This window comes from Clostridium transplantifaecale, assembly GCF_900626075.1.
Taxonomy (GTDB): Bacteria; Bacillota; Clostridia; order Lachnospirales; family Lachnospiraceae; genus Otoolea; species Otoolea transplantifaecalis.
The window spans coordinates 454,972-478,087 of the sequence record NZ_UYZY01000004.1 but is presented as its reverse complement, the minus strand read 5'-3'; the positions used below and the strand labels follow the sequence as shown (position 1 = coordinate 478,087).

The 23,116-nt window shown below is 44.4% G+C and carries 18 protein-coding genes; 6 read left to right on the top strand and 12 right to left on the bottom strand.

Annotation, left to right across the window (positions count from 1 at the left end; genetic code table 11):
• Positions 1 to 3: 3 nt before the first annotated feature.
• The 5 genes from EJL91_RS17055 to EJL91_RS24630 form a co-directional block, all read right to left on the bottom strand.
• Positions 4 to 1,068 (bottom strand): glycosyltransferase family 2 protein, encoded by a 1,065-nt coding sequence (locus EJL91_RS17055; protein WP_243125423.1) that lies wholly within the window; start codon positions 1,066 to 1,068, stop codon positions 4 to 6.
• A 157-nt stretch (positions 1,069 to 1,225) separates the two neighbouring features.
• The gene (locus EJL91_RS17050; protein ID WP_125143160.1) at positions 1,226 to 2,158 is read right to left on the bottom strand and encodes an NAD-dependent epimerase/dehydratase family protein; all 933 of its coding nucleotides are present in this window, start codon (positions 2,156 to 2,158) and stop codon (positions 1,226 to 1,228) included.
• A gap of 37 nt (positions 2,159 to 2,195) precedes the next feature.
• Positions 2,196 to 4,127 carry a thiamine pyrophosphate-binding protein gene (locus tag EJL91_RS17045; protein WP_125143159.1) on the bottom strand — a complete coding sequence of 644 codons (1,932 nt, stop codon included), beginning with the start codon at positions 4,125 to 4,127 and terminating at the stop codon, positions 2,196 to 2,198.
• 314 nt (positions 4,128 to 4,441) lie between these two features.
• The gene (locus tag EJL91_RS17040) at positions 4,442 to 4,954 is read right to left on the bottom strand and encodes a P-loop NTPase family protein (protein ID WP_125143158.1); all 513 of its coding nucleotides are present in this window, start codon (positions 4,952 to 4,954) and stop codon (positions 4,442 to 4,444) included.
• Positions 4,955 to 5,037: 83 nt separating this feature from the next.
• On the bottom strand, positions 5,038 to 5,184 hold the full coding sequence (locus EJL91_RS24630; protein WP_164516872.1) for a hypothetical protein: 147 nt from the start codon (positions 5,182 to 5,184) through the stop codon (positions 5,038 to 5,040).
• A 517-nt stretch (positions 5,185 to 5,701) separates the two neighbouring features.
• On the opposite strand from EJL91_RS24630, the gene EJL91_RS17035 reads away from it, so the two are divergent.
• The 5 genes from EJL91_RS17035 (at position 5,702) to EJL91_RS17015 (ending at position 11,486) form a co-directional block, all read left to right on the top strand.
• Positions 5,702 to 6,463, top strand: coding sequence for a cytidylyltransferase domain-containing protein (locus tag EJL91_RS17035; RefSeq protein ID WP_125143157.1), 762 nt, complete (start codon positions 5,702 to 5,704; stop codon positions 6,461 to 6,463).
• Between the two features lie 27 nt (positions 6,464 to 6,490).
• Positions 6,491 to 7,204, top strand: a complete 714-nt coding sequence (locus tag EJL91_RS17030; RefSeq protein ID WP_125143156.1) for an HAD hydrolase-like protein — start codon at positions 6,491 to 6,493, stop codon at positions 7,202 to 7,204.
• A gap of 14 nt (positions 7,205 to 7,218) precedes the next feature.
• The gene (locus EJL91_RS17025; RefSeq protein WP_125143155.1) at positions 7,219 to 8,826 is read left to right on the top strand and encodes an aldolase catalytic domain-containing protein; all 1,608 of its coding nucleotides are present in this window, start codon (positions 7,219 to 7,221) and stop codon (positions 8,824 to 8,826) included.
• A gap of 284 nt (positions 8,827 to 9,110) precedes the next feature.
• Positions 9,111 to 10,478, top strand: coding sequence for a cell wall-binding protein (locus tag EJL91_RS17020; protein WP_125143154.1), 1,368 nt, complete (start codon positions 9,111 to 9,113; stop codon positions 10,476 to 10,478).
• Positions 10,479 to 11,081: 603 nt separating this feature from the next.
• Positions 11,082 to 11,486, top strand: coding sequence for a coiled-coil domain-containing protein (locus EJL91_RS17015; protein WP_125143153.1), 405 nt, complete (start codon positions 11,082 to 11,084; stop codon positions 11,484 to 11,486).
• An 80-nt stretch (positions 11,487 to 11,566) separates the two neighbouring features.
• On the opposite strand, the gene EJL91_RS24625 is transcribed toward EJL91_RS17015, so the two are convergent.
• The 6 genes from EJL91_RS24625 to EJL91_RS16990 form a co-directional block, all read right to left on the bottom strand.
• A complete protein-coding gene (locus EJL91_RS24625; RefSeq protein ID WP_164516871.1) occupies positions 11,567 to 11,716 on the bottom strand; it encodes a hypothetical protein in 150 nt (49 codons plus the stop codon).
• A 151-nt stretch (positions 11,717 to 11,867) separates the two neighbouring features.
• Positions 11,868 to 13,262: a chain-length determining protein gene (locus EJL91_RS17010; protein WP_125143152.1), complete on the bottom strand. Its 1,395-nt coding sequence runs from the start codon at positions 13,260 to 13,262 to the stop codon at positions 11,868 to 11,870.
• A gap of 132 nt (positions 13,263 to 13,394) precedes the next feature.
• Positions 13,395 to 14,348, bottom strand: coding sequence for a tyrosine-type recombinase/integrase (locus EJL91_RS17005; RefSeq protein ID WP_125143151.1), 954 nt, complete (start codon positions 14,346 to 14,348; stop codon positions 13,395 to 13,397).
• Positions 14,349 to 14,614: 266 nt separating this feature from the next.
• Complete coding sequence (locus tag EJL91_RS17000; protein WP_125143150.1) at positions 14,615 to 16,468, bottom strand: polysaccharide biosynthesis protein; 1,854 nt, start codon at positions 16,466 to 16,468, stop codon at positions 14,615 to 14,617.
• An 84-nt stretch (positions 16,469 to 16,552) separates the two neighbouring features.
• On the bottom strand, positions 16,553 to 18,211 hold the full coding sequence (locus tag EJL91_RS16995; protein WP_125143149.1) for an O-antigen ligase family protein: 1,659 nt from the start codon (positions 18,209 to 18,211) through the stop codon (positions 16,553 to 16,555).
• 336 nt (positions 18,212 to 18,547) lie between these two features.
• On the bottom strand, positions 18,548 to 19,189 hold the full coding sequence (locus tag EJL91_RS16990; protein ID WP_125143148.1) for a DUF305 domain-containing protein: 642 nt from the start codon (positions 19,187 to 19,189) through the stop codon (positions 18,548 to 18,550).
• A gap of 285 nt (positions 19,190 to 19,474) precedes the next feature.
• Between EJL91_RS16990 and EJL91_RS16985 the strand changes: the two genes are divergently transcribed.
• Positions 19,475 to 20,968, top strand: coding sequence for a glucan-binding protein (locus EJL91_RS16985; protein WP_125143147.1), 1,494 nt, complete (start codon positions 19,475 to 19,477; stop codon positions 20,966 to 20,968).
• 179 nt (positions 20,969 to 21,147) lie between these two features.
• Here the strand turns inward: EJL91_RS16985 and EJL91_RS16980 are convergent, their stop codons facing one another.
• Positions 21,148 to 22,746: a PspC-like choline-binding domain-containing protein gene (locus tag EJL91_RS16980; protein WP_125143146.1), complete on the bottom strand. Its 1,599-nt coding sequence runs from the start codon at positions 22,744 to 22,746 to the stop codon at positions 21,148 to 21,150.
• Positions 22,747 to 23,116 lie beyond the last annotated feature (370 nt).

Genomic DNA, 23,116 nt, shown 5'->3' with positions numbered 1-23,116 from the left:
CCGTCACCTGCTGTTCCCGGCCGAATCCGTGTCTGATTTGACATCAGGCTCCACCGTTTTCGCGTCCGAACTTTTATCCGAATCCGCAACTGAAATTTTCACACCTGCGTTTCCGGTTTCCTTATCACTTTTTTCATCAAAATTCAGCCGTTCCTCTTCTACGACAAGCGGCCGTTTCATCACTCTTGAATTGATGGACAGAATATACTCTCCCACCAGACCGATGAAAAAGATCTGAACAGATCCCAGAAAGCACATACCGATAAGAACCGGGGCCATGCCGGCCGGGAAATCATACCAGTGCCATAATTTCATGATGAGATATATGAGGGCCACAACCATACTGATGGCGGCGCAGACGCTGCCGAAAATAGTTGCCAGCCGCAGTCCTACCTTTGTGTAGGATGTGATGCTCAGCATCGCGGCATCATATAATTTGTAAAAATTGTTGTGTGTCTTTCCGGCCCTTCTCTCCGGCTGGACATAGGGAATCTCTTTCCTCTTATATCCCAGTTCCGCCACAATCCCCCGCAGAAACGGAGTAGGATCGTCAAGTCCCCGCAGGATCTCAATAAAGTCCCTGTCATAGAGCCCCGAGCCTGTAAAATGCTCAATCTGCTCGACATCGGACAATTTCTTTATCAATTTATAGTAACAGCTTCTGAGCCAGTACATGACCGGGTTCTCTTTGCTGCCCTTTTTTATTCCGATTACAATTTTATAGCCGTTCTCCCATTCCCTGACATACTGGGGAATCAGTTCCACCGGATCCTGGAAATCCGCCACCATGCTGATGACGCAGTCACCCGTCACCTGAAGCATCCCATAGTAGGGCGAATTAAACTGTCCAAAATTCTTTGCATTGAAAATCGCCTTAATCCGGCAGTTCTCACTGCAGAGCCTCCGAAGAACCGGCCTCGTATTATCTGATGAGTCATTGTCGATAAATACCAGCTCATAATCATAGCCCGGCAAATCACGTTCCATGGTTTTTACAATTTCTTCGCTGATAGGGCCGACATTTTCCTCTTCATTATAACAGGGTATTAAAATACTGATTTTTTTCATTTGGGAAACTTCTCTCTCTTCTTTTTACCTGTCTTTTACGCTCCCGCACTAAAATGTGAGGAAACACCTCGCGGGACATTACCAGTGAACAGTAACAAATAATGGCCGTAGCTTATAACTTCCTTATATTCTAAACGCCTTTACAGCATTTGACAACCTACAATTTTCTTAAAATATTACGGATTCCTTGCTCAAATCTTATTTCTGGACGCCATCCTGCCACACGCTCCATCTTCCTGATATCGGGAATCAGGTTCACGACGCCCTCGGCATTGGGAGGCCGGAGGCCGTATTCAAAACTTCCGCGGCGGCCGCAGAGTTCATAAATCTGCTCCACAAAATTCCGGAGCGGACCCGTTTCTTCCATCGGCCCTCCCAGATTGTAGACGCAGCCGTGATCCAAAAGTCTGCCCTCATACTCCGCAAGCGCCGCAAGCGCGCGCCCGGCATCCTCAATATAAAGGAAGTTCCACTTCTGCGTACAGTCCGACAGTTCCATGTGGCCGCCCTTTAAAAATGTACCGATACAGGTGGAAATGAGGGACCACGGATGATCCCCCGGTCCGTAGGTGCTGAAGATACAGGCATGTCCGTAATCCAGTGACAGTTCCCTGCAAAGCTTTTCCGCTTCATGGCGGACCTTTAATTTCGCTTCCCCATAGGGAGAGCCCGGACGGCAGGGAATATTCTCATCCATCAGCGTGTTATGGATTCCGTATTCCGCCTGGGAGCCGGTAAAAAGGAAACGGGTGCAGCCAAGAGCCGCAGCCGTCCTCACAGCGTTTAAGGAATCCTTCACGCTTTCCTCCTGTACCCCCGCATCTTTCCTGGAATTGCTGCCGGCGCCGCGCCATCCCATATGAAGAAATACGCTGCACGGCTCCCCAATCCTATTAACAAGGTTACCCAGATTTCCCAAATCTTCTTCAATAATTGTAAGATTTTCAGGTATTTTATGATTTTCAAGGAGCAAATCCGCCTTTGCCGAGTGTTCCCTGAGAACGGCAAACACATGATGGCCTCTTCGGAGAAGCTCTTTTACCGCCCCGGTACCGACAAAGCTGGTCGCTCCGGTCACTACTATATTCATTCTTTTTTCCTTTATTTCAGATTTCCTTTATTTCAAATCAGTTTCTGATTCTCGGTATCATCATAATCTGATCCATCTCCTCATCGGGAAGAAATGGAGATAAATCCTCGAGCGGCGGTGACACGAGCGTTCCGTCCGGAAGTTTTTTCGCCGCCGACTTTGGCTCAAAGTTCTGTTCCATCGTCACAAACACTTCGCAGATAACTGGACCGTCCAAAGCCAGGGTTTCTTCCACCTTATCGCCGATTTCCGCGTTATTGTGGATTGCAACATACGGAAAGCCGTAGGCCCAGGCCAGTTTTTCCATGCTCGGGAATGTCAGGTCTCCGCTGTCCACGCCGATACCGACCAGCGGCTCCCCGAAGAAATTCTTCTGGGTCTGGCGGATGGAATGGTAACCGCCGTTATTGATAATAAAAATCTTAATCGGCAGATAGTTTCCTATCACGGTCTGAAGCTCCTGTATATTCATCTGGATGCTTCCGTCTCCGGTTACAAGAACAATATCCTGGTCATGGTCCGCAACGCAGGCTCCAATCGCCGCCGGAAGGCCATACCCCATAGAGGCAATTCCGGAGTTGGAAATAAAGCGCTGCCCCTTTTTCATAATATTGCCGTGTCCGCAGACCACATTAGCAGAGCCGTTGCCTACTACGACAATCTGTCCTTCGTTCAGGCGTTCGCTCATCAGGCGTGCAAAGGCATATACATTGGCCTCCGTCTCCGTGCCGTCCTCAAGATGGCGTTTCAATACAACCGGATAATCGCGTTTCCAGCCCTGACAGATTTTCACCCATTCTTCCTGCGCCGTTTTATATTCTTCTGCGATTGGCGCGGCGCCCTCCGGCGTTCCCTCCGCGTCAAGCACCTCTTCCATCACGGTGAGGAGATCTTTTACATCGGCATGAACCGGCATATCCACATGGAACGTCGGTTTTTTCAGCTCTTCGGCATCGATGTCGTTAACAATCACATAGGCAGCCCTTGCCCAGGTATCGAAGCGGTATCCAACCTGACGGAAGCTCAGACGGCTTCCCAGGGAAAGCAGCAGATCGCTGTTCTGGATTGCAAAGTTACCGGCCCGATCGCCCACATTGCCGCCTTTTCCCACATACAGCGGATGTTCATCGTAGATGCAGTCGATACTGTCTGCTCCCGTGGCCACCGGAATTCCCAGTTTTTCCACAACGCGCATAAATACATCATGGGCGGCTCCAATACGGATTCCGTTGCCCGCATTGATTACCGGGCGTTTGGAAGAACGTATCTTCTCAATAATAGCCTTTGCCGTATCACGGCTCACCGGCGCTGGAAGAGTTTCCCGGTACTCTCCCTTCCCTTTTGTATCCTCGGGTATCTCAGAAGCCGATGGAGCGCTCCAGCCGGTCCCGCCTGCCTTATAATCCTCTGCGTCAAAACCGATCAGATCGTCCGTCTCAATGACGGCCGCCTGCACATTCAACGGAATGTCGAGCCATACAGGCCCCGGACGGCCGCTGTATGCCAGATACAGCGCCTTCTCCATACAGAAACGAATTCTCATCGGATCAATGACCATCTCACAGTATTTCGTCATATTCGCCACGGATTTCGTAATGTCGTACTCCTGATCCCCCATGGCTCTCAGATGAAGGCCGGTGCTCCTGGCCGTCGTATCGTAACGGACCTGCCCGGAAATCACAAACATCGGAATGGAATCCATATAACCGCCTGCCACTCCTGTCATGGCGTTAATCCCCCCCGGCCCGGTAGTCACGCAGACAGCAGCGATCTTATTATTAATCCTCGCATAACTCTCCGCCGCCATGGCACAGGCCTGCTCATGGTGATTGTACATGCAGTGAAGACCTTCCTGATGCCCCAGGGCATCATCCAGGTGCATCGCACCTCCGCCTGTAATCAGAAAAACATCGGTAATTCCTGCGTCTAAAAGTTTTTCCGCAATATAGTTGGAAACTTTCTTTTGCATAGTGATTTATTCTCCTCTTCAAACTCTATTATTTATAAATTTCCATTGTTTATTTTTTCATACTATAACGCCTGCTACGCCGACATTATGTCATATTCACTTCCTGAATATGAGTCTCCGACGGATCTTAGCGCCCGGTCTTCTGCGGTGGACGCAGAACCCGGCATGCGCAGTATAACGTCTGCTACGCCGACATTATACCACACTCTTTTCAGTCTGCATATATAAGATTTTCTTACTTCTTAAGGTTTTAAAGGGATCGGAGGGGCCGATAACCGGAAGTTTCCTCCATCCCCCTCACAATCTGCCGGATACTACAGCTCAATCTCCACCTCATATTTATCATCGATTAAAACAGAATCACATCCATACTTCGCACACATCTCCATATTATATGCATTATCCCTGATTAACAAATCGCGGCTGCAGTAAGAGTCATCCAGTCTTCTTTCAATGACATTAGCATAACCGGCAATCTCAGAGAAATGATTCTCAATATATCTCCGTGACATTACCAGACAGAAAAACCGGATCTCCTTTAAATAATCCTCTTCAAAATCCTCTTTCCATGAAAAGGGAATATACACACCTTCCACTATCAAATTCTGATGATTTTCCACCGCCGTCTTAACCATCTCCCTGACAACAGGCCAAAGATACGTCACAAGTTCCCCATCCTCCTCCGGCGTCAACTCAGTCCTCCCGCTCCTGATCAATCCCATCTTCAGCAAATCAATCGACAAATACGGATAGCCATACCTTTCCAACAACCTCTGAGCCAAAAACGTCTTCCCCGTATGCGATGCTCCCGCAATCAAAACAACCATAATCTTCCCTCCTGATCATATAAATTGTTGCATTTCGTGATGCACAGAGATGCACAGAAACGGTCAAAACACCTCGCAATGCACTACCCGGGGACAATAACTATAAAATCACCTTTAGTCAATCCTTCATCCAAACGTCCCGGCGCCTTCAATATCCCTATTTTACCATCTCCAAAACAATATATCCATATATCGCTTTTACCAATACCGTATCTCCACATATTTTCCATCCTCCCCCCTATTATCCATCACGCTCCCGACATAAAATGAGTTGGTACGCCCCCTCTTCCTCCTTTCTCCCGCCATTTCATTTCTCACTCTTTTTCCTTATCTTTTTATCTTTCTCCCCTCCCCCCAAGAAAAAAGAGGCCCCCGCCAGGATCCGGAATGGGGTGGACAATAACCTTCGCGTTTTGAGTCCCGGCCGTAGCCTGTCCGGGGCGGAAGGAGGGAGAAAAAGATTCCTGCGGGAACGTTGGAGTTCCTCGGCACTTACCGAGGTTTCTCACGAGGTTAGTGTCCGCTAGGAATTCCATAGAGCGCAAGCGATTCCCGCAGGAACTTTTTCTGCCCGTATTCCGCCCCGGACAGGCTGCGGCCGGGACTCAAAACCAACCTCCTCCCACTAACCACCCCATTCCCACCCATCCTCATTTTTCACATCCATTTCCCTATTGTCTTTTCCTCCGAATTTTTCTATAATTGCTTATATGCTTGACGGCTCCGCCGTCGGAAGGAGGCAGTACTATGAGAATTGTCGGGATGATACCTGCAAGGCTTGACTCCACACGCTTTCCGGGTAAAGTTCTTGCCCTGCTAGGAGACAGGCCCCTGTTCTGGCATGTTTACCATGTGGCAGTTTCGAGCGGTATGTTCGACGCCGTCTACGTTGCATCCGGCCACGAGACAATCCGTGAAGCCTGCGGAACATATCAGATTCCCTGCCTGACGACCGGTACCGGCCACCAGAATCCCACCTCGCGTATCTGTGAAGCCGCGGGACAGGTGGATGCCGATCTTTATGTTATGGTAGGAGCCGACGAACCGCTGCTCACTCCGGAAGATATCAAACTTGTGACAAAAAAAGCGGTGACGGCCATGACAAACCCGGATGCGGAGGACCGGCCCTTTGTCGTAAATGCCATGGCTGCCATTTCCTCAGCTCCGGAAGTATTTGACTGCGCCAACATAAAAATCGTATGCAGCGGCAGCGGAAAAGGCCTCTACGCCTCCCGCAGCCCCATCCCCTATCCGAAAGGCAGCCTCGATTATCAGTATAAGAAATTCGTCAGTATCGGCGTTTATACCAAGAAGGCCCTGAACTTTTTTGATTCTACCCCCAAAGGCCGGCTGGAACAGATAGAGGAGTTTGATTTGCTGCGTTTCATGGAACATGGTAAAACCGTTTTATTTGCAGAAATCCCCGGTTCCACGCTTTCCGTCGACACTCCAAAGGATTTGGAGAGGGTCAGGGAACAGTTCGCGGCCAGGGAGAATCATTCATTGTAGTTATTGATAAAAAGGAGTCTCACACAAATGCCAGTTAATCAAAAGAAGATTCCGGAAAACCGGAAACCTAAAAGTAACCGCCGATACCGCGGCATCATTTTCGATTTGGACGGCACTCTGCTCGATACCGCAGAAGGCGTTCTGGAAAGTGTCCGCTACACCACCAGGATGATGGGATATGAAACACCGGATGAGGATGTGATGCAGACCTTTATCGGTCCGCCGATCAAACACTCTCTTATGCAGGTATATGATATCGATGAGGAGGAAGCGGTCCGGGCAACCGAAATTTTCCGGGACCGTTATAAAGACCACGATCTTCTGAAGGCCTCTCCCTACGAGGGCCTGATGAAGCTTCTGGAGGATTTGAAAAAAGAGGGGTATCTCATCGGCGTTGCCACGCTGAAACGGGAGGATTACGCAGTCACTCTTCTTGAGCATTACCACATCAGCGACTACTGCGACTGCATCTGCGGCAGCGATTTTGCCAGCAAAATGCAAAAAACCGATGTGCTGAATAAATGTCTGGACGGACTGAACCTGTCGCCCGGTGAGGCCGTTCTGATCGGAGACACCGCTTCCGACGGCAATGGCGCCAGAAAGGCGGGAACCGATCTGATTGGGGTAACCTATGGCTTCGGCCCCTCCACACCGGACGGCTGGAAAGAGTTTGACCCCGTTTATATAGCCGGTAAACCGGCAGACATTGGATTGTTTCTGGGCTTAGAGCCGGAAACCTGAAGGGAGAAACACTTATGAAAGAAGTAAAATTACTCGACTGTACGCTGCGCGACGGCGGATTTGTCAACGACTGGAATTTCGGACACGCTAACATTGTCAATATATTTGAACGCCTTATCAGCTCGGGTGTGGATACGCTGGAAATTGGTTTTCTGGATGACCGCCGTCCCTTTGACATAAACAGGACGATCATGCCCGACACGAAAAGTGCAGACAAAATTTTCGGAAAGCTCAGTAAGGGCGATGCGATGATCGTCGCCATGATAGACTATGGAACCTGCGGCATCTCAAACATTTCCCGCCGTGAGGAGACTTTTATCGACGGAATCCGGGTGATCTTTAAAAAGCATGTGATGAAAGAGGCAATCGACTACTGCCGTCAGGTTAAAGAGCTGGGGTATGACGTATTTGTACAGGCCGTCTCCATCACCAGCTATTCCGACCGGGAAATGCTCGATCTGATCGATCTGGTAAATGAGCTGGAACCCTATGCCCTTTCCATTGTAGACACTTACGGCCTGCTGCACCAGGAGAACCTGCTGCACTATTTTGAACTTTTAAACCATAATCTGAAAAAGGAAATCGGAATCGGCTATCACTCACATAACAATTTCCAGTTAGCCTATTCCAACAGCATTGATATCCTCCGTGAACCTGCCGACCGCATGGTTCTGGTCGATGCCTCCTTATACGGGATGGGCAAAAGCGCGGGTAACCTTCCGCTGGAACTGATCTCCATGTACATGAACACCTGCTTTGGAAAGAATTACAATACTGCCCAGATGCTGGAGGCCATTGATATCAATATCATGCCGTTTTTCAGGAAAACCCCATGGGGATATAATCTTTTCTTCTATATCGCCGCCTCCAACAACTGTCATCCAAGCTACGTAAAATTCCTGATGGACAAACAGACCCTGTCCTTAAAAGCCCTGAACGGGATCCTGGACAGCATCGAACCTGAGAAAAAACTGCTCTATGATAAAGACTATATCGAGCAGTTGTACCGCACCTACCAGAGCACAGATTGCAACGACGAGGCCGACATAAAGAAATTGGCCCAATGCCTGGCGGGCAAACCCATCCTTCTCCTGGGTCCCGGCAAAAATATGGAACTTCAGAAAGAAAAGGTGCTTTCTTATATTGAAAAAACAAAACCTGTCATTATTTCCGTGAACTATATTCCAGACGGCATTTCCATCGACTATGCATTTTTGAGCAACTCCAGACGCTATGTCCAGCTCGGCAGCCGTCTGCTGGAGCTTTCCGATTCACCGGAAAATGCAGTCAGGGTCATTGCGACATCCAATGTCACCAATGTGAAGGAGCGCTTCGATTACACCTTAAACTACAGCTCCCTGATCGATCTGGACGCCGAAATTATTGATAATTCATTTGTCATGCTTTTAAATGTGCTCATTAAAACAGGCGTACGCCATGCTGCGTGTGCCGGTTTCGACGGATACAGCTATCACGGTGACAACTATTTTAACGCAGATATGGATTACCAGATTGCCCGGGAAAAATCACAGAGTATTAACCAGTATGTCAAAGACACCTTGAACCGTCTATCCGGAACCCTGGATGTCGAATTTATTACAGATTCGCTGTATCAGCGTTAATCTGCCAAAGGCAGCCCTGACGTTACTGTTCACACCGTGTACCGTAATGCCCTAACCCCTGCACACTGCGGGGGCTTCGGCTGCCCTGTTTGATGAGCGGCGTCAGGCTGCGCACAGGCGTAAATCTCTCCCATTCTCCTCCCCACTTCCTTAAGTCCTATTTCCTTCCATCCTTACCAGCAACCTGCACTATCTTTTCCCTCTCCTGATAGGCTATAATCACAACGTAATGCAACGATGGATTTTCGGCCAGAGACATTTAACGAAAAAGGAGAGATTAAAAAATGCGCAAGCAAACAAAATTAATGGCTGTATTATCCGCTGCGGCAATCATGGCTGCGGCTGCACCAATGGCAACAAATTACACAGGTATCCACACATCTTATGCAGCATCTAAGGGTTGGGTAGAAGAAGACGGCAGCTGGTTCTTCTATGATGAAGACGGCTACAAAGAGACAAACACCTGGAAGAAGAAAGACAGTGACTGGTTCTACCTGGATGAGAACGGCGACCTTGCCGTAAGCCAGAGAATCGACGAGTATTATGTTAACTCCACAGGCCGCATGGTGAAAAACCAGTGGGTATCCGTGGACAATGACGAAGAATACGACAGTCCCGACGCCCCAGGCGGAGCGAACTGGCACTATTTTGGCAAGGACGGTAAAATCGTCACTTCCAAATGGATGACCATAAGCGGCAAGACATACTACTTCGACGAGGACGGCCAGATGCTGACCGGGCTTGTAGAAATTGACGGAGCTACCTACTATCTTGGAAATGAAAGCGACGGAGCCAGAAAGACAGGCTGGGTGCTTTTAGAAGAAATGACTCACGATACAGACGATGAAGGCATCTGGTGCTATTTTGACGAAAACGGAAAAATGATTACAGACCAGATGGATAGAAAAATAAACGGTAACTACTATACATTCATTGACGGCAAAATGCAGACAGGCTGGGTTAACGTAACCGAAGCCGGATTTATCTCCTCTGCGGCTGCCGCTACAGAAAGCGAAGCAACCCCTGCTCTTTCCTTAAAAGATTTCCGCTACTACGATGAAGCGAGCGACGGAAAAAGAGCAACCGGCTGGTACACAATTGAAGGGGCTCCCGGAATCAACGAGAGCGATAACGAATTTACCTTCTACTTTAAAAACGGCGAAGCTTTCCACGCTGAAAAAGGACTTGAACTTTTTACTATCAACTCCAACAAGTACGCTTTCAACGAAAAAGGTGAAATGCAGACAGGCATTCAGGTTCTGACCGATGGTTCAGGAAAAGAAGTAACATACTATTTTAACGAAAAAGGTGAAATGCAGACAGGAAAACAGACGATTTACGATGAAGACCTCGAAGAAAACCAGACATGGTACTTCCATGCAAAAGGTTCTCTGAAAGGACAGGGATACCACGGAGAACGTGATAATCAGGTTTATTTAAACGGACTTCTCCAGAAAGCCGATCCGGAACTCCGCTACGAGCCGGTGACGGTTGGTGAAAAACGCTACCTGGTTAACACAAGCGGCAACATCCAGAAAGCATCCTCTACTTCCACTTCCTCTGCAAAACCGGAGTTAGGAAAAGGCTTCAAAGATATCAAAGATACAAATGAAACAGTCTGGACAGTTGACAGTTCAGGAATCATCCAGTAATATATTAATATCATCCGTTCATAAATACCGTAGGCCGTTTCGACGGAACCGCGGTATTTTTTTCTTTGTTTTCATCTACAGGTTCCCGGCATGCACCTTTTACTGCCGCAGACAGCGTGAGAAGCACAGAGCATAGCCTGTAAGCGGATATTATCAATCAGATGAGGGAATTTACCCGAGTGGCTCTCCGACATCATTACGGTATGCTTAAAGAAGTCACAGAGGGTATCCGGCGTATTATCCTGGCAGAAAACTGTATGGATTGATAAAATCCCTTGAATGGAGCTGTCATTAAGATTTATAAGATACTTTTTTGTACAGCCCGCCTTTGTGGCTGTTCTTTTTTTATTCTGCCTCTCATATAATAAAACTGACAAAAAGGCTTACTGCACAAAGTTTTCTTTTAACAAGACACAATTCAGGGCAAAACGTCCCATATGTTTTTAAAAAAATACAATTTTTCTTGTTACACTTCTTATTTTTTATACGTTTTGTATATAAGTATGGTATTTTATGACCAAATGTTGTAATGTAGATGTGGAGTGGATACTACCATATTTATATCGGGTTACAAACTATCACTTAATGACGGGAGATAAAATTATGCGTGAATTGACTGTTTACTATTGTTCCAGATGCGGCCGCTATGGCTTTTACCAGGTTTCAAAAAATGCCATATGCCCCGTGTGCAAAACACCTATGACGGTCTTTCCAATGTCTTATCAAAACTTCATGGATATGGATTACAATATGCGTGACCAACTAATATCGGATCAGATAGCGGGAAATGTAACTCCTCAGACCTCAGTTGTACAGCGAATCACAGAACAGAGTAAAACATCCAATAACCGTTCCGCCATTGCAAAACTGAAGGCCCGAAACGAGGAGCTGGAATACGAAAACGAAGATCTCCACCAGAAGAATGCGGAGCTGGAGAAAACAATAGACTGGATGCACGATATGATCTGGGATTTAACCAGAAAGCTGCACGGCAACTCCAGAGAATAAGCTTTAGAATTTTACTCAAACATCAAAAAGGGCAAGGAAAATATCGTCTCTAACTAAAAACGGTTTTTCCTGCCCTTTTTTTACCTGCTTTTCTCATTTACGATGTAACGGCTAACAAGAAGATTCATACTTTCTTTTAACTGAACTACCGTATTGAATAAGGTATCTACTTCTTCTTTTAATTCAAAGTTCTCCTTTTCCAGTAAAGCAATTCGCCTAGCCTCCTCCATGACCATCTTCCTCCTTCATATATGTAAATCAACACATATATTTATAATATAAAACTGTTGAAAAAGAAAGGCCTTATCCACCGCAAATTTCGACAGTGTAATACAATACCCTGTTAAATTTTTAATATTTAGATCTGACGTGTCTATTAATTTACAATACGATACAACCGATTACTTTTTTGCCAAGACTGCGTACAACATCCAGTTCCTGTTCAATTCCGGAGAACATGGAATTGCCGCGCTGCTCCACGATAACCACTGCATCACAGGAAGCCGCTTTCTTGATGGCGGAGGCATCTTTGCCAAGGTTACCGCCTACTGTGAGCTCTACGTTGCCCAGCATGGACACAAGGCCCGTGTGAACCTGCTCCAGCTTCTCATTATCAACCGTGCCCACAAGAATTACGTCCCTGATGCTGTCCTGTTCAATATAATTGATGGCATTGGCAGCTACTACCTCGAAAGTTCTGCCGTCCTCCATCTCTCTGGCGGATGTACCCTCCAGCTTGTCCAGCCATCTGTCAATGAAAGCAAACGCACGCTTTTTATCGTTCTTACTGAACACTCCAAGAACCATAATACCATATCTGCGTTTCAGCTCTTTCTCGCTGACCAGCTTATCGCTCATCAGGAACGCCACGCAGAGGAAGAATACCACCATAAATGCACCAAGCACGCCACCGAGAACCGCATACTTGATCGCACTCTTTAAAACACTCGTCTTGCTTAAAAGACTGTTCTTCGGCTCTTCCAGCTCAGACAGCTCTTTCGTCTTTTCTTTCAGGCTGATATCCAACTGATCGGTATTGGCTGCAAATTCGGTCTGAGTCTTGTCCAACTCCAAATCTACCGTTACGAATTGAGATTCGTCCACAAGATTGTTCTCATGTTCGCCGATTGCTTCCGTAATGTTCTTCTGGGAGGACGCAATGCTGTCCTTAATATATCCCATCACATCACTGGCCGTCTTTCTCGTGTCTCCGATTACCGTAATATCCAGCATGTTGTTATCATAATCCGGCTCAATCTTTACCAGTTCTTTCAGATAACGGATCCCCATCTTACTGTTCATCTTGCCCAGAACATAATTGTACATCTCTCCGTTCTGTGCGATGGACATATAGGCTTTCAGGATACTGGTAGCCGTATTCGGGTTCTGATAAACCATGCCCGGCATAATTGAATAATCTGTCGAAATATAGAACGTGGCTGTCTCAACATACTCGTCATATGGATTGATATTCATCAAAATCGACTGTTCTTTATACTCTTTCTGGCTTTCAATATTATCCTGCAGATTTTTAATCTCTTTTTCCAGACGATCCTTTGTAGAGGTATACTGCTCCATGTTCATGTTGTATGTATCCTGATTCTTCTTTACATACTCCTCATCGCTGAGCTGATTGATCCCTTTCACCGTTTTAAGGCCGCCAAGTAAAACAGCGAAAATCACGGCGATAATAATGATAGGACGCCACCTGCGAAGCACGGCAAACATCAAATCTTTCAAATCAATTTCCTGTTCATAATTATTGTTCGGTTCCATCGGACAAAACTCCTCCTATTGTAAATGCTTTTCTTATCTTAGCATAAACAGTGAGAATGTGCAATTGGGATTGGGCGGAAAATCCTGTAAAATACTTTAAGATTTCCTTATGCTGTGCTGAACCCATAAGGCTCATACTGCGGTCATCTGATCCATATAAGCCCTTTTCTGGCTCATATTGCTGTGCACATAGATATCCATCGTAATCTTTACGGAGGAATGCCCCAGAATCTCTGAAAGTGACTTACTGTCAAAACCATTCTCTATCCACTGGGATGCAAATGAGTGCCGCAGGGCGTGAATATTGATGTCCGGCAGCCTGAGCTTCCTTAAGAGGTTTTTAAAGCGTCTCTGGACACCCCTGGGCTCCATACAGGCAAGCCTCCCCGTAAGAAGGTAACAGGCGCCGTCTCGCTTCTTTTCTCCCAATCTGGAGAGCATGAAATCGGGAAGCGGAATATCGCGTTGAGATGTACCGGTTTTAGGTGTTCCAATGTAGAGACGTGTTTTGGCAGCTGCATTTTTCTGATCCGTGTTCCGAATTCTGGAAACTGTGCGCCTGATATGAAGCACCCCCTCCTCCAAATCCACATCTTCCCACCTCAAGCCGCACAACTCGCCGACTCTGATTCCGGTACTGAGTGATAATAAAAGACCCAGTTCAAAGTTCGTCCTGCATCCGGCCAGCCAGCTTAATAACTTCCTCCTGTTCTCCTGGCTCAAAAGTCTCATTTCATTTCCCCTGTCCTTTGGAAGAAAAAACTCCAGCGTTTCAGCCGGATAGATTCCTCTTCTCTCCCCCGTGTGGATAATACTTTTCAAAAGAAAAAGTATCAGTCGCAGTGTGTTTGCCGATAACCCCTGTCTCTGTCTGTCCAGAATGAATTCTGTAAGAACTTCATTGTCCATCTTCTCCATCTCCACAGAACCGAGCGCCGGCCTGATATGTTTCTGGATGAGCGTTGCATAGCAGGCAAACGTACTCGGTTTAACCTGATACCTCATGGAGAGCTTCCACGCCTCGCACAGGTGTGAGATTGTGTGATTTTCTGATGGGTCAATGTGTTTCTTTTCTTCTTGTGTCATAATCCTCTTCTCCTTTGCAAATTCTTATCCAATTACGGATAGGAATATCATAGCAAAGGCTGCTCCCGACCGCATATTCAGATGTCGAATTTTGTCGAAAGGTTGTAACGGATTTACTTATCCCTTCTTATGATTTTTAAATGCTTATTTCTTTAAAATTTATTCATTTCAATACCTTTCCCCAAAATTCAATTTTCTCACATTTAGAGATACAAAAATAAGGAGCTATGATAAGCTCCTCATTGCTGTAAAACTATATACTTTTGTCAACTGTCCTTGCGGATATAGGTAGGCACAATTTTTTGAACTGCCGCCTTAATGTCGACCTCGTCACCATTTGCCTCTTCATAAAGTTCATCCAGCTGTTTCTTAAACAGCTCCTCATCAAAGTCAATCGGTTTTCCGATATGGATTTGCTTATTCGGCGTATCCTGTAGTCCTTCTTCATCCATCAGAAGTTCCTCATATAACTTTTCGCCGGGACGCAGGCCTGTGAACTCAATCATAATATCTTCATTTGGCACATAACCGGACAAACGGATTAGATTCTTTGCTAAATCCAGGATTTTAACAGGCTCTCCCATATCTAAAACAAAGATTTCTCCTCCTTTTGCGTAGGAACCGGCCTGAAGCACCAGAGAAACAGCCTCGGGTATCGTCATAAAATAACGGATAATATCGGGATGCGTTACGGTGACAGGTCCCCCCTCCGCAATTTGCTTCTTAAACAGAGGAATTACCGAACCGTTGCTTCCCAACACATTACCGAACCGGACTGCGACGAAATCCGTCTTAGACTCCTTATTCACCATCTGCACAACCATCTCACACATTCGTTTGGAAGCGCCCATAATGTTAGTTGGATTAACCGCCTTGTCGGTGGAAATCAGTACAAAACGCTCGACACCATAACGGCTGGCCGCCTTTGCGGTCTTATATGTACCAAATACATTATTTTTAATGGCCTCATGGGGACTGTCCTCCATCAGCGGCACGTGCTTGTGGGCCGCCGCATGGTAAACAATATTTGGTCTGTAATGTTCAAAAATACTGTTCATTCTGTGCGTGTTGCGTACAGAACCAATTAAAACAACCAAATCCAGCTCCGGATAAGTCCGTTTCAATTCCTGCTGGATGTCATACGCATTATTTTCGTAGATATCCACAATAATAAGCTGCTTTGGGTTATGGCTGGCAATCTGACGGCAAAGTTCACTGCCAATGGAACCGCCGCCGCCGGTAACGAGAATCACCTTATTGCTGACATATCCCATAATCTCATCCAGATTAACCTGGATCGGATCACGGCCCAAAAGATCCTCGATCTGCACCTCTCGCAGTTTTGATACACTGACATCGCCATTGAGAAGCTGAAAAATACCGGGAAGAATTTTGAGCTGGCAATTAGTCTCACGGCAGATTTCCAGAATTTTCTTGATTTCCTTAGCCGGAGCGGACGGAGCCGCTACATAAATCTTGTCGATTTTATATTTTTCTACAAGCTGAGGAATATCATACCGGTTACCCGCAATCGGAACGCCGTTCAGGAATTTCCCTATCTTATTCTTGTCATCATCCACAAAACAGGCCACCTTGCCATGGGCATACTGGCTTGTTTCTATCTCCTTCAGGATCACGGAACCGGATGTTCCAGCCCCTACTATCAGGATTCTGCTGCTGCTCGTTTCACCGTAGCGTTTAAATAAAGAACGGTAGATGCGGTAAGATAATCTCACCAGTCCCTCACAGCCTGTCAGTATGATAAAACTGATGGCAAAATAGCTTCTGGGGACATTCAGCTGCAGCATCGTCATGCCTGCAATCTGGCAAAGACTCGACAGCGCACAGGCAAATACAATATGACACGCTTCCCTGACTCCGGCAACACTCCACATCGAAGAATACATGCGGAATACATAGAAAATAATCAGAGTTATCAGTGTATAGGGAACCACATACCCTGCCGCCGCCATTCTGTAATTTTCCGGAATAGACTGGAGCCGCATATCAAACCGCATCCACAGACCCATGAAACTGCTGAACTGGATTACGCATATATCCACCAGAAGCAGAACCACCATCCTGATTTTTTTATCTCTTGGCATCATTTTTTCAAACATTTTATCGTTCCTGCAACTTTTCTAAATTATATTTATCTCTTAGTAACCTGTCTTTATAATTGCTTCCGGATATTCACATCCACTTTACTTATTCTGCACAGCCGGTTCCTGTTTGTCCGCACCCCTTGCAGTTTCTGAAACATTTTTGCACATTGCCAAACCAACTGCCAAAAGAGCCCACATAACCGGTGTCGCAATCGGAAGATTAATATTAACAAGCGCCTGTGCCCCATAACAAACCGTCGCTCCCAAAGGAGCCAGAAGCCACGGCTGTACTTTGGCAAATCGGAACATTCTCGCACAACTGGATACAAGGAAGAGAATGTATGCAATCATGGTAAAAGGCCCCATTGTAACAAGATACTGGAAATATTCATTGTGGGCGCTTTCAAAAAATACGCCGTACGTATCAAGGGAGTCCTGCCTGAACGGCCAGGTAAGAATACCAAAGGTATCCGGTCCAAACCCAAACAACTTGTGAATAAGAGGCTGCTGCATATAAGACTCCCATCCAATACGCCAGCAGTATCCCCGGTTCGTTCCCCAACTGTCGTTAAAAATCAAATACCTTGACAGTGAAGAATATTTCTCCGGATTTGGCCCGAAGTTAGCATCATACAAAACTGCAATTACCGCGGCAACACCAGCCGCGATCAGGCAGAACCATGTAATTCGAAGCCATTTACCAACCTTATCTTCTTTGTCCTTCATCAGAACTCGGTCACCTATATATAATACAGCAACCAAAAGCCACAATGCAATAACAATAACTTCCAGATACTTATGCCTTACCAGTACATCGAAAATACCGCTTAATCCGATTACCTTCTCCGCCATTTTCTTATTAATCTCATCAATTACCTTAATAACCGACATGAACGAAGCTATCACTGTAATATAGCGGATTATGCCTTTTCTTGTCGCAAAGAGTGCGAGAGGAAAAAGTGCAAATACTGCCCCCAATGCCAGGTAGGCATTATCACTCTGACCTGTAATAATAGCAAAAAAGCCAATCAGCAGTACCATAAAATACCAGATATTACGAAAGATGTTTTTCTCCGTGGTAAAAAGTCCGCATGCCACTCCCAATACGAGTGCAACATAAGCCGTATAGGTATTAATGTTTCCAAGGGTAGACGTAAATGAATCTGCTTGTGTTGAGGTAACTCCCGCCTTCCAGTGAAGAAGATCCATCCTGAAATAATCCGTAATTCCGAATAAACATACCAGCACTCCGGACAGCAGGAAAAGATCCAGATACCACTTTTTGATCTTTCCAAGCTTCCCGATCATAAATACGCCCAATGCATAAAGTGATATCAGGAATAAACCACTGAATCTCCCTTCATTCCCCCAAAATGATTCAAATTTGTAATCCGATAACAGTGTCGATATTGCCGCCAGGATTAAAAACAGAATCAGGAATTTATACGCTGCCGGCTGTTTTTTTAAGCTGCCTAAGCGAAAATGGCTGAAAAACCGTTTTGTGTTGACTCCGTCATATTCCATCCGATCTACAAACAAAAATACAAGAGCAACAATCAGACATATCACAGCCATCGCAACAACCGTTATCCAATAAAATTTGTATTTTGCCTTTAAAATATCAAAATAGTAATTATGATAGTAAAGCGGAAATACTACCAAAACAACAAGTGTAAATACCGCCATAATCCCTGCAAAAACATTCCCGGCCACCTCGGCCAGAGCATTCGGATCCTTCTTTGGTGTAGCTTTCGCCATGTGCTAAATCTCCTTATGTCTTCATAAAGCCCCTGTTTAAAGGCTTTTTACAGTATAGCATCTGTTGATTCTTAAATCAACCTTCAGGGACTCTTTACCCCCGCTGCAAGTTTTAATTTTTTATTAAGGTGTTTTCTTTTTCTTCATACACTTTATTTGTTTTATGCTTTTTAATGGCTTTATTTGTTCTCAAGGTAATTATTAAACTCTTTTAAAACTCATTATTTTCATGTATCCTGCCGAATAAAACCGGATGAGCGGGCATATTCATCCGGTTTTGTATAAAACAAAATGCTTATTTCGTGATTTCTTATGAACAGATAAAGCTAATGGCTGCTAGTGGTTATGGCTTTTATTGTCAGCATGATCATCTAAAAAACTCTGCATCTGAGCAATCTCATCTTCCTGCACCTCTATGATATTTTTTGCAAATTCAATGACGTCCTCTTCATTTGTATATTTTAAGATTGCTTCGGCCATATCAACCGCCATTTGATGGTGCATAATCATCCCCTCTGCAAAGGCAGTATCGAGATCACTTGTTATCATATTGTGATCCATATCATGACCTTTCATCAAAGCATGATAATCTTTAAGATAGGATTGCTCGTCCTCATAATCAGTCTCCTGCTTCTTCTCTATCTCTTTTGCCATTTCTTTCATCTGCTTTATTTCTTCCTGTTGGGCTTCGATAATCTCCTCTGCCAAATCCTTGAACTCCTGTTTATCCCTGCCTTTTGCATATTTTAAATAACTTTTGGACATCTCAATCGCCGACTCATGATGCGGTATCATTCCATAGAGAAAATCCAGTGTTACATTTCCCGTATCTTGAACCTTATCCATTTCTTCCTGCATTTTATCCATAATATCATTCTGTTCGGTTACATAATTATCTGCCGTATCTTTTTTGCTGCATGCGGTCAGTAAAACTGCCGACATTGCCATGGCAATAAGGAAAAGTACTATTCTTTTCATGTGTTCCTCCATTAAAGTTATAATTTTCCTATTATGGTTCCCATATTTTATTTTTTTATGTCTATTATCTTTTTATGTCTTTTATCTTTTCATTTTTTTCATCTTTTCATTTTTAAGCAGATAACTTTTTTGTTTTTATATCTGGTTTGATTAATAAAAAAGCTGAAAATCGTTGTCTTCTTACTGTTCACTATAATTTTCCTTATCCGAAGTATAATGACCTGGTAATGCAATTAGGAAATTTCGAGAAATAGTTCAAAAAGAAAAAAGGAGAGTGCATTAATTATGAGAAAGCAGACTAAATTAGTTGCAGTTCTTTCTGCAGCAGCTTTACTCGCTATGGGTGCTTCCATGACATCTTTCGCCGCTGGTTGGGAAAAAGATGACGCTGGAATCTGGCACTACTATGATAGTGATGACGAAATGGTAGCTGGAGAATGGAAAAAAGATGGTGGAAAGTGGTTCTACCTTGATGATGACGGCGAAATGCTGACAGATTCTTGGGTTGACGACGAGTACTATGTGGATGAGAGCGGCGCAATGCTGATTAATTCCTGGAAGAAGACTCTTGCTGATGAAGATATGGATGATCCGGAAGATGACGGCGAGTCTTGGTACTACTTCGGTTCTAAGGGTAAGAAAACCACATCTGAGACAAAGAAGATTAACGGTAAAACCTACTTCTTTGATGATGACGGAAAAATGAGAGATGGCTGGTATCAGGATGACAATGATGTTTATTACTTAGGTGATGAAGATGACGGTGCTAGAACTTCTGGTTGGTTATGGCTCGAGAAACCAGACGATGATGCTGATATCGATCTTTGTGATGATGATTGCGATGTATGTGATGAAGAAGGCTGGTACTGGTTCGGTTCCAACGGCAAAATGTACAAAGACGCAAAACAGAAGAAGATCAATGGTAAATACTACTATTTCAATGAGCATGGCCAGATGCTGTATGAGTGGATCAATGGCGCGAAAGTTTCCGTTGGTTCTAACGCTCAGTTAGATGGTAATAATGCAAATGCAACTCCAAGCGACGTATATTACATGAATCAGGTTGAAGAAGGTTGGAGAGCAGATGGCTGGTATCAGATCGATGGTTCTGAGGATCTTGCTACAAACAATGATACCGACTGGTACTATTTCAAAGATGGTAAGGCTAAGAAAGCAGATAAAACAAAACCTGCTGACGATACCCGCTTAACTGATGATGGTGATCCTGTTTATATGGCAAAAATCAAAGTTGAAGGCAAATATTTTGCATTCAATGAAAATGGCCAGATGCAGACTGGTTTACAGTACATTAATGGAGATACCTACTACTTCGATAGCAATGGTTATATGAAGACTGGTAAAGTTTCTAACGTAGAAGAAGAAAATGATTCCTTCACCTACTATTTCCAGACTAAGAATGGTGGAAACGGCAAGGGTGTGACCGGTGAAAAATCTGGATACCTCTACTGGAAAGGTAAGAGACTCGAGGCAGACGATGATTACAGAATCTACGTTGTAGAAGACAAGTACTACCTTGTAAACAAACAGGGTAAAATTCAGAAATCCGAGAGCAAGAAGTATGACTTAGAGCTTGCCGATATGGAAGATGTACAGTTCGAGTTCAGTGGAAATACAATCAAAGATCTTAGTGATTCTCTGAAAGAATATGTTGCTGTTCCTAAGATTGAACTTTACGACAATGTAATCTCTCTTGATGATAATGGCGTACTGCAGTATTATACTGCAGATGATTATGCAGATCTGGGAAGAAATTATTAATAATTTTATACAGTAGAACAAATTAGTCTTTCAAGGTTCTTTACTGAATGTTGGGGTGTGCTGAAAAGCACACTTCCAACATTCTTTTCGATCTCTAAAAAACTGCCGTACCTATGCATTGTTAGCCATAGGTACGGCAGTTCTATTTTTGTATTACTACTCAAAAAAACAATGTAAAATTATTTTTTTGAAAGGTCAGGATTCAGACCTACAATAGCCTTAGTGTCATCGAAATAAGTTGCAAGTGTAGAGTTGACGTCATTCTTGTTACCATTTGTCCAAACTACGCTATCAAATAATTCAATGTAAGGTAAGTTTACACTTAAGTCTTCTACCTTAACATTATCTTCTTCAGTTACCGCTTTGCCATCAATAGCCTTTACTGCAGTTACTTCGTAGCTGCTCTTGCCGATTTCAAATCTGTACTCCTGACCGTCCTTGTTTTCAAGCTCATAATCTTTGCTTGTAGACTTCTGAAGTTTACCCTTGTTGTTTACAAGATAACACTTACCGTCAACTTTGTAAAGTCTGTAATCATCATCAGCTTCCAGTCTCTTACCGTTCCAGTACAGGTATCCAGATTTTTCACCAGTTACACCTTTGCCATTTCCACCGTTCTTGGTTTCGAAATAGTAAGTAAAGGAATCATTTTCTTCTTCTACGTTAGATACTTTACCAGTCTTCATATAACCGTTTTCATCAAAGTAGTAGAAGTTCAGCTTCTTAGTTTCGGTATCACCAATTGGCTGTAATCCTGTCTGCATCTGTCCGATCTCATTGAAGCAGAAGTATTTACCATTGACTTTGATTTTTGCTCTGATAACAGCAGTGTCATCAATTAAGCCAGTTTTATCTGTATATTCAGCTTTCTTAGCTTTACCATCTTTGAAGTAATACCAGTCTGTATCATCTCCTGCGCCCAGAACATCAGCACCGTCGATCTGATACCAACCATCGGCTCTCCAGCCTTCTTCAACCTGATTCAGGTAACGAACTTCACTTGGAGATGCTTTCTTATCATCAGAATCCAACTGAGCATTAGAAGCTACACCTGACTTAACGCCATTAATCCACTCATACAGCATCTGGCCATGTTCATTAAAGAAGTAATATTTGCCGTTGATCTTTTTCTGTTTGTAATCTTTATACATCTTACCATCGCTTCCGAAGTAGTACCAGCCTTCTTCGTCGCAAGGATCTTCAGACTTATCACCATCATGATCTACTGCATCAGCAGCATCTTTCTCATCATCATCATCTGCGTCTGGTGCTTCTAACCATAACCAGCCAGAAGTTCTTGCACCATCGTCTTCGCCGCCTAAATAGTAAACGTTTTTGTCGTTTTCATACCAACCATACTGCATCTTACCATCTTCGTCGAAGTAATATGTCTTACCGTTGATTTTCTTACTATTAGTAGTTTTCTTACCTTTGCTTCCGAAGTAGTACCAGTTCTCACCGTCTTCATCCGGATCATCCATGTCGTCATCTGTCATGGTTTTTTTCCACTGGTTAATCAGCATAGCACCATCTTCGCCAACATAGTAATCGTCGTCAACCCAAGTGTCTGTAGCCATCTCGCCGTCATCATCAAGATAGAACCACTTTCCACCGTCTTTCTTCCATTCTCCAGTTACCATCTCGTCATCACTATCATAATAGTGCCAGATTCCAGCGTCATCTTTTTCCCAACCAGCGGCGAAAGATGTCATGGAAGCACCCATAGCGAGTAAAGCTGCTGCAGAAAGAACTGCAACTAATTTAGTCTGCTTTCTCATAATTAATGCACTCTCCTTTTTTTCTTTTTGAACTATTTCTCGAAATTTCCTAATTGCATTACGAGGTCATTATACTTCGGATAAGGAAAATTATCAATAGTTTTTTTACAAATTTTCCAACTTTTTGTTACAAAGTGAAATTTTTGCACTTCATGCTACCGATTCATTTTCTGGGAAGTTGACCCTGTCTCCGATACATTCACATTATAATATATCTATTCCGAAATTACCATAACTTTTATCTGTGCATTTCCTTACAGAATTGTTACAAAAAATCGTTTTTAACTCATTATTGTTTTTATATTAATACAATCATAAGAATTGAGGTTTACAATTAAGAATTTCATGCTATAATGTTCATATCCATACG